Annotated in this window: 12 protein-coding genes; 5 read left to right on the plus strand and 7 right to left on the minus strand. The window is 61.9% G+C overall.

The window, feature by feature from the left end; genetic code table 11:
• The 5 genes from KJQ96_RS13025 to KJQ96_RS13045 all read right to left on the minus strand — a co-directional run bounded on the left by KJQ96_RS13025 (window position 1) and on the right by KJQ96_RS13045 (window position 6,935).
• Window positions 1–1,179: an ABC transporter permease gene (locus KJQ96_RS13025; RefSeq protein ID WP_213286989.1), complete on the minus strand. Its 1,179-nt coding sequence runs from the start codon at window positions 1,177–1,179 to the stop codon at window positions 1–3.
• Window positions 1,179–2,291: a microcin C ABC transporter permease YejB gene (locus KJQ96_RS13030; protein WP_213286990.1), complete on the minus strand. Its 1,113-nt coding sequence runs from the start codon at window positions 2,289–2,291 to the stop codon at window positions 1,179–1,181. Before KJQ96_RS13030 ends, KJQ96_RS13025 begins: the two co-directional genes overlap by 1 nt.
• Window positions 2,291–4,174, minus strand: a complete 1,884-nt coding sequence (locus KJQ96_RS13035; protein ID WP_213286991.1) for an extracellular solute-binding protein — start codon at window positions 4,172–4,174, stop codon at window positions 2,291–2,293. Before KJQ96_RS13035 ends, KJQ96_RS13030 begins: the two co-directional genes overlap by 1 nt.
• Window positions 4,175–4,188: 14 nt before the next feature.
• Entirely contained in the window at window positions 4,189–6,096 is a 1,908-nt protein-coding gene (locus KJQ96_RS13040) for an extracellular solute-binding protein (protein ID WP_213286992.1), read from the minus strand.
• 287 nt (window positions 6,097–6,383) lie between these two features.
• Window positions 6,384–6,935 carry a cytochrome c family protein gene (locus KJQ96_RS13045; protein WP_213286993.1) on the minus strand — a complete coding sequence of 184 codons (552 nt, stop codon included), beginning with the start codon at window positions 6,933–6,935 and terminating at the stop codon, window positions 6,384–6,386.
• A 200-nt stretch (window positions 6,936–7,135) separates the two neighbouring features.
• On the opposite strand from KJQ96_RS13045, the gene KJQ96_RS13050 reads away from it, so the two are divergent.
• Together KJQ96_RS13050 and KJQ96_RS13055 are read left to right on the plus strand one after the other, a co-directional pair.
• A complete protein-coding gene (locus tag KJQ96_RS13050; protein WP_213286994.1) occupies window positions 7,136–7,876 on the plus strand; it encodes a 3-deoxy-manno-octulosonate cytidylyltransferase in 741 nt (246 codons plus the stop codon).
• Window positions 7,877–7,909: 33 nt separating this feature from the next.
• A complete protein-coding gene (locus tag KJQ96_RS13055; protein WP_213286995.1) occupies window positions 7,910–8,770 on the plus strand; it encodes a prephenate dehydratase in 861 nt (286 codons plus the stop codon).
• A 190-nt stretch (window positions 8,771–8,960) separates the two neighbouring features.
• On the opposite strand, the gene KJQ96_RS13060 is transcribed toward KJQ96_RS13055, so the two are convergent.
• Window positions 8,961–9,314 carry a hypothetical protein gene (locus KJQ96_RS13060; protein WP_213286996.1) on the minus strand — a complete coding sequence of 118 codons (354 nt, stop codon included), beginning with the start codon at window positions 9,312–9,314 and terminating at the stop codon, window positions 8,961–8,963.
• Between the two features lie 155 nt (window positions 9,315–9,469).
• Complete coding sequence (locus KJQ96_RS13065; RefSeq protein WP_213286997.1) at window positions 9,470–10,489, minus strand: LLM class flavin-dependent oxidoreductase; 1,020 nt, start codon at window positions 10,487–10,489, stop codon at window positions 9,470–9,472.
• A gap of 381 nt (window positions 10,490–10,870) precedes the next feature.
• Here KJQ96_RS13065 and metF point away from each other — a divergent pair, with 381 nt between their 5' ends.
• The 3 genes from metF (at window position 10,871) to maiA (ending at window position 16,409) form a co-directional block, all read left to right on the plus strand.
• Entirely contained in the window at window positions 10,871–11,785 is a 915-nt protein-coding gene (gene metF, locus KJQ96_RS13070; RefSeq protein WP_213286998.1) for a methylenetetrahydrofolate reductase [NAD(P)H], read from the plus strand.
• A gap of 4 nt (window positions 11,786–11,789) precedes the next feature.
• Window positions 11,790–15,647, plus strand: coding sequence for a methionine synthase (gene metH / locus KJQ96_RS13075; protein WP_213287139.1), 3,858 nt, complete (start codon window positions 11,790–11,792; stop codon window positions 15,645–15,647).
• Window positions 15,648–15,749: 102 nt separating this feature from the next.
• Complete coding sequence (maiA, locus tag KJQ96_RS13080) at window positions 15,750–16,409, plus strand: maleylacetoacetate isomerase (protein ID WP_213286999.1); 660 nt, start codon at window positions 15,750–15,752, stop codon at window positions 16,407–16,409.
• Window positions 16,410–16,522 lie beyond the last annotated feature (113 nt).

The raw sequence follows: 16,522 nt of genomic DNA on the forward strand, positions 1-16,522 counted from the left end.
CTACCGGAACGTCTTGCGCGGGTCGAAGGCGTCGCGCACGCCCTCCCCGATGAAGATCAAAAGCGACAGCATGATCGCGACCGAGAAGAAGCCGGTAAAACCGAGCCATGGTGCCTGCACGTTGGACTTACCCTGCGACAGCAGCTCGCCGAGCGACGGCGAGCCCGGCGGCAGGCCGAAACCGAGGAAGTCGAGCGCCGTCAGCGTCATCACCGAGGACGACACGATGAACGGCAGAAAGGTCATGGTCGCCACCATCGCGTTCGGCAGCAGATGCCGGAACATGATCACGCCGTTGGAGACGCCGAGCGCACGCGCCGCCTGGATGTATTCGAAATTGCGCCCACGCAAGAATTCCGCGCGAACCAGGCCAACCAGCGAGGTCCATGAGAACAGCAGGAGAATGCCAAGCAGCACGAAGAAGCCGGGCACCAGCACCGATGACAGGATCAGCAGCAGATAGAGCGAGGGAATTGCGCTCCAGATTTCGATGATGCGCTGGAAGATCAGATCGGTCCAGCCGCCGAAATAGCCTTGCACGCCGCCGGCGACGACGCCGATGATCGAGGACAGGATGGTCAGCGTCAGGCCGAACAGCACCGAGATGCGAAAGCCGTAGATCAGTCGCGCCACCACGTCGCGGCCCTGGTCGTCGGTACCGAGCCAGTTGTATTCGAGGTCGCTGCAGCTCTTCAGGCCCTTCTTCTCTACCACGGGCTTGCACTGCTCTTCCGTCAGCATCCATGTCGGCTTCGACGGCGCCGGCGTCGGTAAATCGAGATTGTGGGTAGAGTAGGAATAGCGGATCAAGGGCCAGATGATGGTGCCGCCCTTTTCGGCGATCAGCTTTTGCAAATAGGGATCGCGGTAGTCGGCCGCGGTTTCGAAATCGCCGCCGAAAGTGGTCTCGGAATAGCTGACGAAAGCCGGCCAGTACAGCTTTCCGTCATACTTGATAAGGAACGGCCGATCGTTGGCGATCAGTTCGGCAAACAGCGAGATCATAAACAGCGCAAGGAATATCCAGAGCGACCAGTAGCCGCGGCGGTTCGCCTTGAAGTTCTGCCAGCGCCGGCGGTTCAGCGGCGATGGCGCGAACACGTGCTGCGTGGCCGGGACGACCTCGCCAAGCGGCGACCGCGCGGTGGTTTCGACCGGTTGTGGAGCGAGCAGCGCCATCAGACTTCCCTCGCCTCAAAGTCGATCCGGGGATCGATCCACATGTAGGCGAGGTCGGAGATCAGACCCACCACAAGGCCCACGAGGGAGAAGATGAACAGCGTGCCGAACACGACCGGATAGTCGCGGTTGAGCACGCTTTCGAAGCCGAGCAGGCCGAGGCCGTCGAGCGAGAAGATGGTCTCGATCAGCAGCGAGCCGGAGAAGAATGCACCAATGAACGCACCGGGAAAGCCTGCGATTACGATCAGCATGGCGTTGCGGAAGATATGGCCGTAGAGCACCTGCCCCTCGCTGCAACCCTTTGCACGCGCGGTCATGACGTACTGCTTCCTGATCTCATCGAGAAACGAGTTCTTGGTCAGCAGCGTCATGGTGGCGAAGGCGCCGAGACCCATCGCGATCAAAGGCAGGGTGAGGTGCCAGAAGTAGTCAATGATCTTCCAGTACCAGGGGAATTGCGACCAGCCGTCCGAGGTCAATCCGCGCAGCGGAAACCAGTTGAAGAACGAGCCGCCGGCAAACAGGATAATCAGCAGGATCGCGAACAGGAAACCGGGGATCGCAAAGCCGACGATGATAGCGGCGGAAGTCCAGGTATCAAATCGCGTTCCGTCCGCCACCGCCTTGCGGATGCCTAGCGGGATCGAGATCAAATAGGTCAGCAGCGTCAACCAGAGGCCGAGCGATATCGAGACCGGCAGCTTCTCCTTGATCAGCTGCAACACGGTGGTGTCGCGAAAGTAGCTCTTGCCAAAATCGAAGCGGGCGAAATTCCACACCATCAGCGCAAAGCGCTCATGCGCCGGCTTGTCGAAGCCGAACTGTTTTTCCAGGTTCTTGATGAATTCCGGGTCAAGCCCCTGCGCGCCGCGGTATTTCGAATTGACGGCATCGGCTGAGGCACCCGCCTGCGGCGTGCGGCCGGCGAAATCGCCGGTGGAAGAACCAGAGATGCGCGAGGAGCCGCCGGTATCGGCACCGGAAAGCTGTGCGATCACACGTTCGACAGGGCCGCCCGGCGCGAACTGCACGACCACGAAGGAAATGAAGAGGATGCCGAGCAAGGTCGGAAACATCAAAAGGATGCGGCGGGCGATATAAGCGGTCATTACTGCTTCGCCTGCTCAAGTTTGCCGGCCTTGGCAGCGTCATACCACCAGATAACTCGCTCGCCGGAGCCCGATGCATCGATCTGATAACGCGGCAGGTTCTTCGGGCGATCGAAGATGTCCCAATAAGCCAGCCGATGCGTCTTGTTGTACCACTGCGGCACCCAGTAGCGGCCGGCGCGGAAAACGCGGTCGAAGGCATGGCAGGCAACCGTCAGCTCGGCGCGGGTATCCGCCGCAATGATCTTTTCGATCAGCGCATCGATGGCGGGGTTCTCTATACCGGCCAGGTTGTAGGAGCCCTTGGTTTTGGCAGCGTGCGAGGAGAAGAAGGCACGCATTGCGTCGCCCGGCGTCGTCGACATCGAGAAGCGCGTGATAGTCATGTCGAAATCGAAATCTTCCACCCTCGCGCGATACTGCACGGCATCGACCATGCGCGGGCTCGCCTCGATGCCGAGCGTTCCCAGATTCTTGATATAGGGCGCGTGATGCGGATTCAGCGAAGGCTCATCGTACAGGAATTCGATGCGAAACACTTCGCCGCTCGGCGTCATCCGCTTGCCGTCCTTGATGACGAAGCCGGCTTCGTTGAGCAATTGCTGCGCCTTGCGCAGCATGGTGCGGTCTTGCCCAGAGCCGTCCGAAACTGGGGGCACGTAGGGCTGGCCGAACACTTCGTCGGGCACCTGGCCGCGGAATGGCTCGAGCAACTTCAGTTCGTCCGGCGAGGGCGGCCCCTTCGCCATCATGTCTGAATTCTGGAATGGCGAATGCGTACGCGCATAGGCGTCGTACATAATAGTCTTGTTGGTCCACTCGAAATCGAAGGCGTTGATCAGCGCCTCCCGCACGCGGGGGTCCTTGAACTTGTCGCGGCGGGTATTGATGAACCAGCCCTGCGCGCCGGACGGCCTTTCGTCCGGCACCTGCTCGCGCTTGACGCGGCCGTCCTTGATGGCGGGGAAGTCGTAGCGCGTCGCCCAGATGCGCGCAGTGAACTCTTCGCGGAATAGATAGTTCTTGCTGGTAAAGCCTTCGAAGGCGACGTCGCGGTCGCGATAGAATTCGTAGCGGACCACATCGTAATTGTAATGACCGCGGCAGACCGGGAGGTTTGCCCCCCACCAGTCCTTGACGCGTTCGTACTCGATGAAACGGTTGACCTCGAACTTGCCGACCTTATAGGGCCCCGAGCCCAGCGGCGTGTCCAGCGTCGATTCATCGAAGGGCCGGGTCTCATAATATTTCTTCGAGAAGATCGGCAGGCCCGCGACGTAGAGCGGCACATCGCGCGCGCGCTTCTCTGCGAAGGTAACGATCACGGTCGCATCGTCGAGCGCCTCGGCCCCCTTGACGTCACGCATCTGCACCTGGATCAGCGGATGGCCCTTGGCCTTCAGCGTATTGATGGACCATGCGACGTCATGCGCCGTGATCCTCGAGCCGTCGTGAAACTTGGCCTCAGGGCGCAGCGTAAAGCGGTAGATCAGCTTGTCCGGCGAAATTCGCACCGACTTCGCGACGAGTCCGTACATCGCATCCGGCTCGTCGCCCGCGCGTACCATCAGCACTGAGAAGGTCAGGTCCATGCCCTGCGCGCCCTCGCCCTTGAGGATGTAGGCGTTGAGCGAATTGAAGGTGTGGTAGGACTGATTGTAGGAGCGCGTCGACGGGATGGTCGAGAACACGCCGCCCTTGGGGGCAGAGACATTCACATAGTCGAAATTCTTGAAGTCGGCCGGATATTTCAGATCGCCGAACGCCGAGATGCCGTGCACCTCAGCGCCGTTTTCCTCTGTAGCGCGGACGGGGCCAAGCCGCAGAACGCTCAGCGCGCCTGCGCCAAGGCCGAGGACGTGCCGGCGGGAAAATTGCGCCATGCGCGAAATATCCTTCAAGAGCGCTTGCTGATCCGGGTAGCCTTCTCCGCATCGTACCACCAGATGTCAGGGAAGGCCGACAAGCCATATTTTGGCATTTCCGCAGGACGGCTGAAGCGATCCCAACGCACCGTGCGCTGTTTCGGATAGGTCCACTGCGGCACGACGTAGTGATTCCACAGTAGCACCCGGTCGAGCGCTTTGGTGGCCGCAATGAGGTCTTGACGATCCGTCGCGAAGATGACGCGGTCAACCAGCTTGTCGATTGCCGGATTCTTGATTCCAACGTAGTTGTCCGATCCAGGCTGGTCGGCGGACTTCGAACTCCAGTGCTCACGCTGCTCGTTGCCCGGCGACAGCGACTGGCCCCACGACGAAATCGTCAACATGTCGTAGTCCCAGTTGCGAAGCCTATTCTGATATTGGATCGCATCGACACCACGAACGGAGACCGAAATGCCGATCCGTTCCAGAGAAGGTTTGTAAAACAAGGCGACGCGTTCGAAAGCCGGATCATCGGCACGCGACAACAGCTCGATTGAGAACGGCTCACCGCTTGCAGCATTGACGAGCCTTCGATCACGAACCTCGAAGCCCGCCTGCTTCATCAGTCTTAGCGCTTGCTGCAGATTGCTGCGGACCGCTTCCGGACTTCCTCCAACCGGATTGGAGTAGGCGGTCGTGAAGACCTCCTTCGGAACGTCTGCCCGCACGGACTCGAGAATCTCCAGCTCCTTTCCGGTCGGAAGCCCGGTTGCCATCAATTCGTCGATGCCGTGGAAATAGCTGCTGATCCGCGTGTATTGCCCGAAGAAGATCTGCTTGTTCATCTCTTCGAAGTCGAACGCGAAATTCAATGCTAGTCGCACCCGAGGATCGGCAAACTTGCCGCGGCGAGTGTTCGGCACAAACGCCTGCATCACCCCCGATCGATTGTTGGGGAATTCCTCCTTCAGCACTCGTTTGTCGGTCACCGCAGGAAAATCATAGGCTGTCGCCCAGTTCTTCGCGCTGTTCTCGACACGAAAATCGACTTGATCGCCTTTGAAGGCCTCAAGCGCGACCGTTGCATCTCGAAAATAGTCGTACCGAAGCTCGTCGAAATTGGCACGGCCGACATTGACCGCAAGATTGCGGCCCCAATAGTCCTTCACACGCTCAAACGTGATTGACCTGCCTGCAACAAACTCCTTCACTCGGTATGGGCCAGACCCGAGCGGCACTTCCAGGGTCGTTGTGGAGATATCGCGCTTGCGTCCCTCGCCGTCAGTTCCTTCCCACCAATGCTTGGGCAGGACATACAACTGGCCGACGATCAGCGGGAGCTCGCGGTTGCCCGGACCATCGAAGACAAATTTTACCTCTCGATCGTTCAACTTGTCGGTCTGTACAACGTGGCGATAGTATTGCGAAAACTGCGGATGATGCTTCTTGAAAGCTTCCAGCGAGAAGATGACGTCATCGGCGCTGATCGGCTTGCCGTCGTGCCATTTCGCCTCCGGCCGCAGGCGATAGATCACCCAAGAGAAATCGTCGGGATGGCAGACGGCCTCGGCGAGTTCGCCATACTCCGTCGAGGCCTCATCAAGCGACGCTGTCGTCAGAGTTTCATAGATGAGTGGGATCGCACCGGCGAGCGCGCCCTTCACGCCTGCGACCACCATATTAAAATTGTCGAAGGTCCCGAAGGCAGCGTTGCGGACGGTGCCACCCTTGGGCGCGTCCGGATTAACGTAGTCAAAGCGCTTGAAGTGGGCGGGGTATTTGATGTCGCCGAACAGCGACAGGGCATGCCGAAAGACCGGTTCGCCCGCGTCCGATTGCGCGTGAGCCGGCGAAATTTCGGGTATGCCTAGCCCCAATGCAGGTGCCATGGCGGCAACTGCGCTGCCCTGGAGAAGATGTCGTCGGGTAATGGCCAAATGCAGAATTCCTGTTGCTGACGCCAGTATCCGTTGTTTCGAAGTTCGCCGCCCCTGCCACGAACTACGCAAAACAACAAGGCGGAGCTAGTGAGGACCTAATATAAGGCAAGGGTTCGACGAATTACGTTGCTTTTTCCTCATGATAGCAGCTTGAGAACACCGCCGCTGCGGCGAATAGTCCCGGTAACAACTCCGACAACGACGAAGCGATCCCGCATAGCGAAACGGCCAGGCAATGCCCGGCCGTGATGCCACATGGAAGTCTCTGCGAGACTGACGAAATATTAGTTCGCCGCCGTCGGGAGCGGAGCCGGGCTGTCCGAGAGGCTGCGCAGATAGGCGATCACGTCCGCGCGCTCGCTGTCCTTCGGGATACCGGCAAAGCCCATCGCCGTGCCCGGAACGAAGGCCTTGGGATTGGCGAGGAACTTGTTGAGGTCCTCATAGGTCCAGGTGCCACCCTTGGCCTTCAAGGCGGCCGAGAAGTTGAAACCGCCGCGCCCTTGGCCCTTCGGCTCATTCAAGACGCCGTACAAATTGGGCCCGACGCGGTTGGGGCCGCCCTTTTCGAACGTATGGCAGGCGGCGCATTTCTTGGCGGCCGCGGTGCCCTTCTCGACGGAAGCGGTCTGCAAAAGCTTCTCGATCGGCTCGGACGGCGCGGCGGCTTCCTTGGCTGCACCCTGAGAAGTGTCTTCCTTCACGGCGATCTCGAAGCCCGGCTTTTCAGGCTTCACCGGCGCAAAAATCGCCTCGGCAGCAAAGTTCGTCACCAGAAGAAGAATGCAGGTGCCAAGGATAGCACCAAGAATCTTGTTGAGTTCGAAGGAGTCCATAACGGGATCAGGCTCCAGGCCGGAAAGGTCGACTGAAGGCCGGCAAAACGGCCGCGGGTGGGCGTGAGGAATCAGCCTTTCGCGCCGCACCCTCAGCAGGGTTGAGATATCGGTTTGCCCGGGCTCTGGCAACCCGTATAAACGCGCCGAATTTCGTCCCATCCCCATCAAAACCAGCTATCCCGCCGGGCCTTCAGACGATGACCGATTCCCGTATTTTGGTGCTGATTCCCGCCCGGATGGCGGCGACCCGGCTACCGGGCAAGCCGCTGCTGGATATCGCCGGCCTGCCGATGATCGTGCACGTGCTGCGGCGGGCGGAAGAAGCCAAGATCGGCCGGGTTGCGGTTGCGACCGACGCGCCGGAGATCGCCGACGCGGTGCGGGCTGCCGGCGGCGAGGCGGTGATGACCGGTGCCTCCCACGCTTCCGGCTCTGACCGCATCCATGAGGCCATGCTGGCGCTCGACCCGGCCGGCAAAGCTGAGATCGTGGTCAACTTGCAGGGCGATTTCCCGACGATCGCGCCGGACACCATCCGCGCTGCGCTGCCGCCGCTCGACGACCCCGCGGTCGACATCGCGACGCTGGCCTCGCAGATCCACACCGAGGAGGAAGACCGGGCGCCGAGCGTGGTGAAGGCGATCGGCTCGCCGATCGGTCCAAACCGGCTGCGCGCGCTGTATTTCACCCGCGCCACCGCGCCTCACGGCGACGGACCGCGCTTTCACCATATCGGCCTCTATGCTTATCGCCGCGCCGCGCTGCAGCGGTTCGTGACCTTGCCTCCCTCCCGGCTGGAGCAGCAGGAAAAGCTCGAACAGCTCCGCGCGCTGGAAGCCGGGATGCGGATCGACATCACGATCGTCGATAGCGTGCCGCGTGGCGTCGATACCCCGGCCGACCTCGACACCGCCCGCCGCATACTGGCAAATGGCTGAACGGCTGCTAAAAGGCCCGCCAGGAAAGACAACATGACCAAAAAGTTCAAAATCGCGTTCCAGGGCGAGCCTGGCGCCAATTCCCATATCGCCATCGTCGAGGCCCATCCGGACGCCGAGCCGTTGCCCTGCGCGACCTTCGAGGACGCGCTGTCGGCGATCGCCTCAGGCGAGGCCGATCTCGGCATGATCCCGATCGAGAATTCGGTGGCGGGGCGCGTCGCCGACATCCATCACTTATTGCCCGCTTCCGGCCTGTTCATCGTCGGCGAATGGTTTCTGCCAATCCGCCATCAATTGATGGCGCCGAGAGGCGCAAAACTCGCCGACATCAGGACGGTGGAGAGCCACGTCCATGCGCTCGGCCAATGCCGCCGTATCATCCGCAAGCTCGGCATCAAGCCGATCGTCGCCGCCGACACCGCCGGCAGCGCGCGCGACGTTTCCGAACGCAAGGACAAAAGCGTGGCCGCGATCGCGTCCCGCCTGGCCGCACAGATCTACGGGCTCGATATCCTGGCCGAAGACGTCGAGGACGAAGCGCACAACACCACGCGCTTCGTGGTGCTGGCGCGCGAGGCCGACTGGGCGAAACAAGGCTCGGGCCCGCTGGTCACGACTTTTGTTTTCCGGGTGCGCAACCTGCCCGCCGCGCTCTACAAGGCGCTCGGCGGCTTTGCCACCAACGGCGTCAACATGACCAAGCTCGAAAGCTACATGGTCGATGGCAATTTCTTCGCCACCCAGTTCTATGCCGACGTCGAGGGCCATCCCGACGACAGGGGCCTCGCCTTCGCGCTGGAGGAACTGAAGTTCTTCTCGCGCGAATTCCGCATCGTCGGCGTCTACCCGGCCCACCCTTTCCGCGCGACGTTCAGCGAAAAGCTGGATTAAGGGACGCGCACGCATCTGTTCGCGTCTCCCGGCGCACGACTGCTGCCGTGGGCGCGCAGATACGTAACGTGCAACAGCCGGACGCTTGCCCAGCGAGCGGCAAGTTGCGCGCCGTTAACGGTGCAGTGGATACGGATATTATGAAAGCGGTACTCGCGGCGTTATCAGCCGGCGTACGCCCCCTCTCCGATCACCACCGGCCGTTCCAGCCCCATCCTGGACGCGGGCCCCATCCTGGACGCGGCCCCCACACGGGGCGCGGACCCCAAACTGGCCCGCCCCAAGCATAGGCGCCGCGCCATCCCGGACGCCACACGGGGCGCGGGCCCCAAGCGCCATAGGCGCCGTACCATCTCGGACCCGGACGCCACCAGCAGCGACCCCAGGCGTTGCAGACCCAGCGGACCTGCTCGACATCAGTGGCCTGGCGTGAGATCTGGTCGGCCTGCGGAATGCCGTTCGGCATCGCGGCGGAAGCCGAGCCGGCCGCGAGCACAACGCCGCCGAGGGCGGCCAACCCAACAATAGCAGATTTCAGTTCCATGGTTTGTCTCCTTGGTTGGAGACTTCAATAACCTCCTTGACAACGCCTGGTTGCTTCTGGGGCTCGAACAAACGCAGGCATGCAGATCAGGAATGCTGAAAAAGCAGGAATGCTCAAGAGAATGAGATACAGATTCGCAGAAAAGTCATCACGGTCTAGGCGGCGGCTTTCTTGCTCGGCCCGAACGCTTCCGCGAGCAGGCTGTACGACTTCTTGCGCGCCTCATGGTCGTAGACGGCCGTGATGATCATCAATTCATCCGGCTGACTTGCCGTAATCATCGGCTGCAGCTTCGCCATGATGGTTGCGGGGCTGCCGACAAACAGGCGCGAACGGTTGCGCATGACCGAGGCGCGCTCGGCGTCGGTGTAATCATAGGCCAGCGCTTCCTCGACGCTCGGCAATGGCAAGTATTGCCCGCGATCGCGGCGCAAGCGGTTGAGGTCCATCGAGGAGGCGAGCTTCTCAGCCTCCGCATCGGTCTCGGCGGCGACCGCCGCAATGGCGAGAATGCCGTGTGGGGTTTCCCGCCAGCCGGACGACTTGAAGTGGCTGCGGTAGTTCGTCATCGCTGCAATCGCGTCGTAGGACGCGAAGTGGTGCGCGAACGCGAAGCCCATGCCGACTTGCGCCGCCAATTCCGAGCTGTAATCGGAGGAGCCGAGCAGCCAGATCGGCGGCAGCGGCGTGTCGTCCGGCATCGCCACCACATTGTTGTAGGGATGGCCGGCCGGAAACCCGCGGGTCTCCCACAACACCAGTTCGCTCAGCCGTTCGAGAAAGTCGTCGCCCTCGCGGCGGTCGAGCCGGCTGCGCAGCGCATGCGCGGTCGCCCCATCGGTGCCGGGCGCCCGGCCGAGACCGAGATCGATGCGGCCGGGAAACAGCGCCTCCAGCATCTTGAAGCGCTCGGCCACCACCAGCGGCGCATGGTTGGGCAGCATCACGCCGCCGGAGCCGACGCGGATGTTTTTGGTCACCGCGGCGATCTGCCCGATCATCAAATCAGGCGCGGGGCTCGCCACCGACGCCAGATTGTGGTGCTCGGCGAGCCAGTAACGGACATAGCCGAGCCCATCGACATGACGCGCGAGATCAATGCTGTTCTGCAGCGCGGCGGCGGGTCTTGTGCCTGTGGTGACGACGGAGAGGTCGAGGACGGAAAGCGGGATCATGGCGCTAAACTAGTGCGGCAACGGGAGGCGACAAAGGCCTGGTCGGCGCAGAGCAGGCCCGCGCTCGTGGGAAAAGAGCGCCACATCGCAGCACCGCAGTGGGATGAAATGTGACAAATTCGATAAATTGCGCCATTGCCCACTACCGATTATACCTCATCCGCAAGCGACCATCCTACAAGCCATTGCTTTCGCTGTATAATTTACTAAAAGGACAGCCCACTCACCCATTCTATCAAGACCGGAACTTCGTCTATTTTGCGCGTATTGGGCTACTTCCCATCTCCAATGGGCTGTTTGGTCCGCCCTGTTTCGCTTATTTTAGCGCATCGTTCGCTGCGGCTGATGTTCGCCCATCGTTTCGGAGCTTTGTGAAGTGCCATGACCGAGGTTACGCCCCCCGCTTTCGACGGCCATCGCGCGCTGCATTCGCCAAAGATCTCCTTTGAGTTCTTTCCGCCCAAGACCGAAGAGATGGAGCGGAGCCTGTGGGAGACTATCAACCGGCTGGCGCCGCTCGCCCCCAATTTCGTCTCGGTGACCTATGGCGCAGGGGGATCGACCCGCGAGCGAACCCATTCGACCATTGCCCGCATCCTGAAAGAGACGCGGCTAACGCCTGCCGCGCACCTGACCTGCGTCGGCGCGCCCAAGGGCGAGATCGACGACGTGGTGGCGCGCTATCACGAGATCGGCGTCCGCCATATCGTAGCGCTGCGCGGCGATCCCACCACCGGCATCGGCACCGCCTATCGCGCGCACCCCGACGGCTACCAGAGTTCGCCAGACCTGATCGCAGGCATCAAGAAGCGCTTTCCCGATATCGAAATCTCGGTGTCCGCCTATCCGGAAAAACATCCGGAAAGCCCGACCATCGACGCTGATATCGATACGCTAAAGGCGAAGGTCGACGCCGGCGCGGCGCGTGCGATCACGCAGGTGTTCTTCGATAACGATCTCTACTTCCGCTACCTCGACCGCGTCCGTACCCGTGGCATCGATATTCCGATCGTCCCCGGCATCATGCCGATGCACAATTTCAAGCAGGCGCGGAGTTTTGTGACCCGTGCCGGCACCACGGTGCCGGACTGGCTCGCCGACAAGTTCGATGGCCTCGACGACGATGCGGAGACGCGCAAGCTCGTCGCCGCCACTGTGGTCGCCGGCCAGGTGCAAAAGCTCGCCAAGCACGGCGTCGACACTTTTCACTTCTACACCATGAACCGCGCGGACCTGGTGTTCGCGATCAGCCATCTGCTGGGCATTCGCCCCAATGGCGCACAGAAAGCCGCCTGATCCGATGAGTGTTTCGATTCCGAAGGTTTCGCCGAAGCGAACTGCCCTGCTCGCCGCCGCCCGCGAACGCATCCTGGTGCTCGATGGCGCCATGGGCACCATGATCCAGGGCCTGCAGTTCGACGAAACAGCGTTTCGCGGCGAGCGTTTCAAGGACTTCCATCGCGACGTCAGAGGCAACAACGATCTGTTGATTCTGACGCAGCCCAAGGCAATCGAGGACATCCACGCCGCCTACTTGCGCGCCGGCGCCGACATCGTCGCGACCAACACGTTTTCGTCCACCTCGATCGCACAGGCCGACTACGATATGTCGGACCTCGCCTATGAGCTGAACCGTGACGGCGCAAAACTCGCCCGCGCCGCAGCGATGCGCGTCTCGGCTGAGGACGGCAAGCCGCGCTTCGTTGCCGGCGCGCTCGGCCCGACCAACCGCACCGCTTCGATTTCGCCCGACGTTTCCAATCCCGGCTATCGCGCCGTCACCTTCGACGATCTGCGCAAGGCCTATGGCGAACAGGTCAATGGCCTGCTCGACGGTGGCGCCGACCTGCTGCTGGTCGAAACCATTTTCGACACGCTGAATGCCAAGGCGGCGCTTTACGCGATTTCGGAGATCACGGAGGAACGCGGCATCGACGTGCCCGTGATGATCTCGGGCACCATTACCGACAAATCCGGCCGCCTGCTCTCCGGCCAATTGCCGGAAGCATTCTGGAATTCGATCCGCCACGCCAAGCCGATCACCGTTGGCTTCAACTGCGCACTCGGTGCGGAAGACCTTCGCGCCCATATCGCCGATATCGGCCGCGTGGCCGACACGCTGGTTTGCGCCTATCCGAATGCCGGCCTGCCCAACGAATTCGGCCAGTACGACGAGACGCCGGAATATATGGCGCGGCTGATCGGCGAGTTTGCCGAAGCCGGCCTCGTCAACATTGTCGGCGGCTGCTGCGGCACCACGCCCGACCATATCGCCGCGATTGCCGCCGCGGTCGCCCCGCACAAGCCGCGTATTGTGCCCATGATCGAGCCCCGGCTGCGGCTGTCGGGGCTGGAGCCGTTCGAACTGACGCCGGCGATTCCGTTCGTGAACATCGGTGAGCGCACCAATATCACGGGCTCAGCGAGATTCCGCAAGCTGATCACCGCGGGCGATTACACCGCGGCACTGCAGGTGGCGCGCGACCAGGTCGAGAACGGCGCGCAGATCATCGACGTCAACATGGACGAGGGATTGCTGGATTCGGAAGCCGCGATGGTGACGTTCCTCAACCTGGTCGCTGCCGAGCCGGATATCGCGCGCGTCCCTGTGATGGTCGACTCCTCGAAATTCCATGTGATCGAGGCCGGCCTGAAATGCGTTCAGGGCAAGCCGGTGGTGAACTCGATTTCGATGAAGGAAGGCGTGGAGAAATTTATCCACGAGGCCCGCATCGCGCGCCGCCATGGCGCGGCCGTCGTGGTGATGGCGTTCGACGAGATCGGCCAGGCCGACACGTTCGCGCGCAAGACCGAAATCTGCAAGCGCGCCTATGACATTCTGGTCAACGAGGTCGGCTTTGCGCCCGAGGACATCATCTTCGATCCGAATATCTTTGCGATCGCGACGGGCCTCGAAGAGCACAACAATTACGGCGTCGACTTCATCGAGGCAACGCGCTGGATCCGGACGAACCTGCCGGGAGCGCATGTCTCCGGTGGCGTCTCGAACCTGTCGTTCTCGTTCCGCGGCAACGAGCCGGTGCGCGAGGCGATGCATTCGGTGTTTCTCTACCACGCCATCCACGCCGGCATGGATATGGGCATCGTCAATGCCGGGCAGATGATCGTTTATGACGATATCGATCCCGAGCTGCGGCAGGTGTGCGAGGACGTGATCCTCAACCGCGACCCCGGCGCGTCCGAGCGGCTGCTGGCGCTGGCGGAAAAATTCCGAGGCAAGGAGAAGCAGACAAAAGAGCAGGACCTCGCCTGGCGCGAATGGCCGGTCGAAAAGCGGCTGAGTCACGCGCTGGTGCACGGCATCACCGAATTCATCGAGGAAGACACCGAGGCCGCGCGGCTGACGGTCGAACGCCCCCTGAATGTGATCGAAGGGCCGCTGATGGCGGGCATGAACATCGTCGGCGACCTCTTCGGCGACGGCAAAATGTTCCTGCCGCAGGTGGTGAAGTCGGCGCGCGTGATGAAGCAGGCCGTCGCCTATCTGATGCCGTTCATGGAAGAGGAGAAGGCGCGCAACCTCGCCAATGGTGTCACCGGCGACGGCCGCAATGCCGCCGGCAAGATCGTGCTGGCCACCGTGAAGGGCGACGTCCACGACATCGGCAAGAACATCGTCGGCATCGTGCTGCAATGTAACAATTTCGAGGTGATCGACCTCGGCGTCATGGTACCGGCGACCAAGATCATCGAGACGGCGAAAGCCGAGGGCGCCGACATCATCGGGCTGTCGGGCCTGATCACGCCCTCGCTCGACGAAATGAGCTTTCTGGCCGGCGAGATGGAACGGCAGGGCATGAAGATGCCGCTGTTGATCGGCGGCGCCACCACCAGCCGGGTCCATACTGCCGTGAAGATCGAACCGAACTACAAGGGCGGTCCGGTGGTGCACGTCAATGACGCCAGCCGCGCGGTGGGTGTCGCATCCTCGCTGCTCTCGCCGGACAAGCGCGAGGCCTATGCCGCCGACATCCGCGCCGAATACGCCAAGATTTCGGCCGCGCATCTGCGCGCGCAGGCCGACAAGAAGCGGCTGAAGCTGGCGGACGCCCGCGCCAATGCGGTCAAGGCGGACTTTGTGAAAACGCCGCCGAAGAAGCCGTCGTTCCTGGGGCTCAAGACTTTTGACGCCTATGATCTGGCCGAGCTTGCCGAATACATCGACTGGACGCCGTTCTTCCAGACCTGGGAACTGACCGGGCGTTTCCCGGCCATTCTCGACGATCCCAAGATCGGCGAGGTCGCGCGCTCGCTCTATGACGACGCACGCAAGATGCTGGACCGCATCATCAAGGAGAAATGGTTCACCGCGCGTGCAACGATCGGCTTCTGGCCGGCCAATGTGGAAGGCGACGATATCATCATCTATGCCGACGATACGCGAGCCAAGAAGATCGCAACCTTCCATACGCTGCGTCAGCAGTTGGAGAAGCGCGAAGGCCGCTTCAACGCCGCATTGTCGGATTTCATCGCGCCTGCGTCGTCGGGCGTATCAGACTATATCGGCGGCTTTGTCGTCACGGCAGGAATCGGCGAGGACGTAGTCGCCGACCGCTTCAAGAACGCCAATGACGACTACTCCTCGATCCTGTGCAAGGCGCTGGCCGATCGCCTGGCGGAAGCCTTTGCCGAGCGGATGCACCAGCGCGTCCGCAAGGAATTCTGGGGTTATGCGCCGGACGAGGCGCTGACCTCCGACCAGTTGATCCTGGAGCAATATGCCGGCATTCGCCCGGCGCCCGGCTATCCCGCGCAGCCCGACCACACCGAGAAGGCGACGCTTTTCCGCTTGCTCGATGCGGAAAAGACAGCCGGCGTGAAGCTGACCGAGAGCTTTGCGATGTGGCCGGGCTCGTCGGTGTCGGGGCTGTATTTCAGCCATCCCGAAAGCTTCTATTTCGGCGTCGGCAAGATCGAGCGCGACCAGGTCGAGGACTATGCCGCGCGCAAGAGCATGAGCGTCGCCGAGACCGAACGCTGGCTGGCCCCGGTGCTGAACTACATCCCTTCGCAGGAGCAGCCCGCGACGAAGGCGCCAGCGGCGGAGATCGTCCCCGCCAACGACGTCACCTCGCATCCGCCCGGCTGCACCTGCGCCGTGCACCTCGCCTGGCGGAAGAAGGCGGTCGGGGCTTGACGTGTCATCACCGGGCTTGACCCGGTGATCCATCTTCAAGAGTCTTACAAGGGTGATGGATGCGCGGGTCAAGCCCGCGCGTGACGCGTGCGTGGAGGCCCCATGAAATTCTTCTCGTTCTGGCGATCGCTGGCGAGCTTTCGCGTTCGCATCGCGCTCAATCTGAAAAATGTTCCGGTCGAAGTGATGTTCGTCGACATCGACGCCAATGCGCACCGCGATGGCGAGTATCGCAAGGTCAACCCGCAGATGGCGCTGCCGGCGCTGGTGGAGGATGACGGCACCACGCTGTTCCAATCGCTCGCCATCCTCGAATATCTCGACGAGAAATATCCCTCCCCGCCGCTATTGCCCTCCGACCTCGCCGGCCGCGCCCGCGTCCGCGCGCTGGCGCTGATGGTGGCGTGCGAGGGCCACCCGCTGCTGACGCCGCGGGTGCGGCGCTATCTCGATCACGAGCTGAATCTGCGCGATACGCAGCAGGCGGCGTGGCGGCGGCACTGGATCGCCGAGACGCTGGCAGCGCTGGAGGGACATCTCGTCGACCACAAGGACACCGGCAGATTCTGCCATGGCGATGCGCCGACCATCGTCGACATCTGCATGGTCGGCCATGTCACCGCTGCGCTGAACCAGCAGGTCAATCTGGCGACCTATCCGACCGTGAAGCGCATTTTCGAGACCGCGATGGCGCTGCCGGAATTTGCGAAGGCGCATCCGCTGGCGCAGCCGGATACGCCGGAGGCGATGCGGGCGAAGTAGGGTGGGCAAAGGCGCGCTTGCGCCGTGCCCACCATTTGTCGGCAGACCATCCTCGATGGTGGGCACGCGGAGCCTGTCATCGGGCGCGCATTCGCGCGACCCGTTGGCTTTGC

The sequence above is a fragment of the Bradyrhizobium sp. sGM-13 genome (genome assembly GCF_018398875.1).
GTDB lineage: Bacteria > Pseudomonadota > Alphaproteobacteria > Rhizobiales > Xanthobacteraceae > Bradyrhizobium.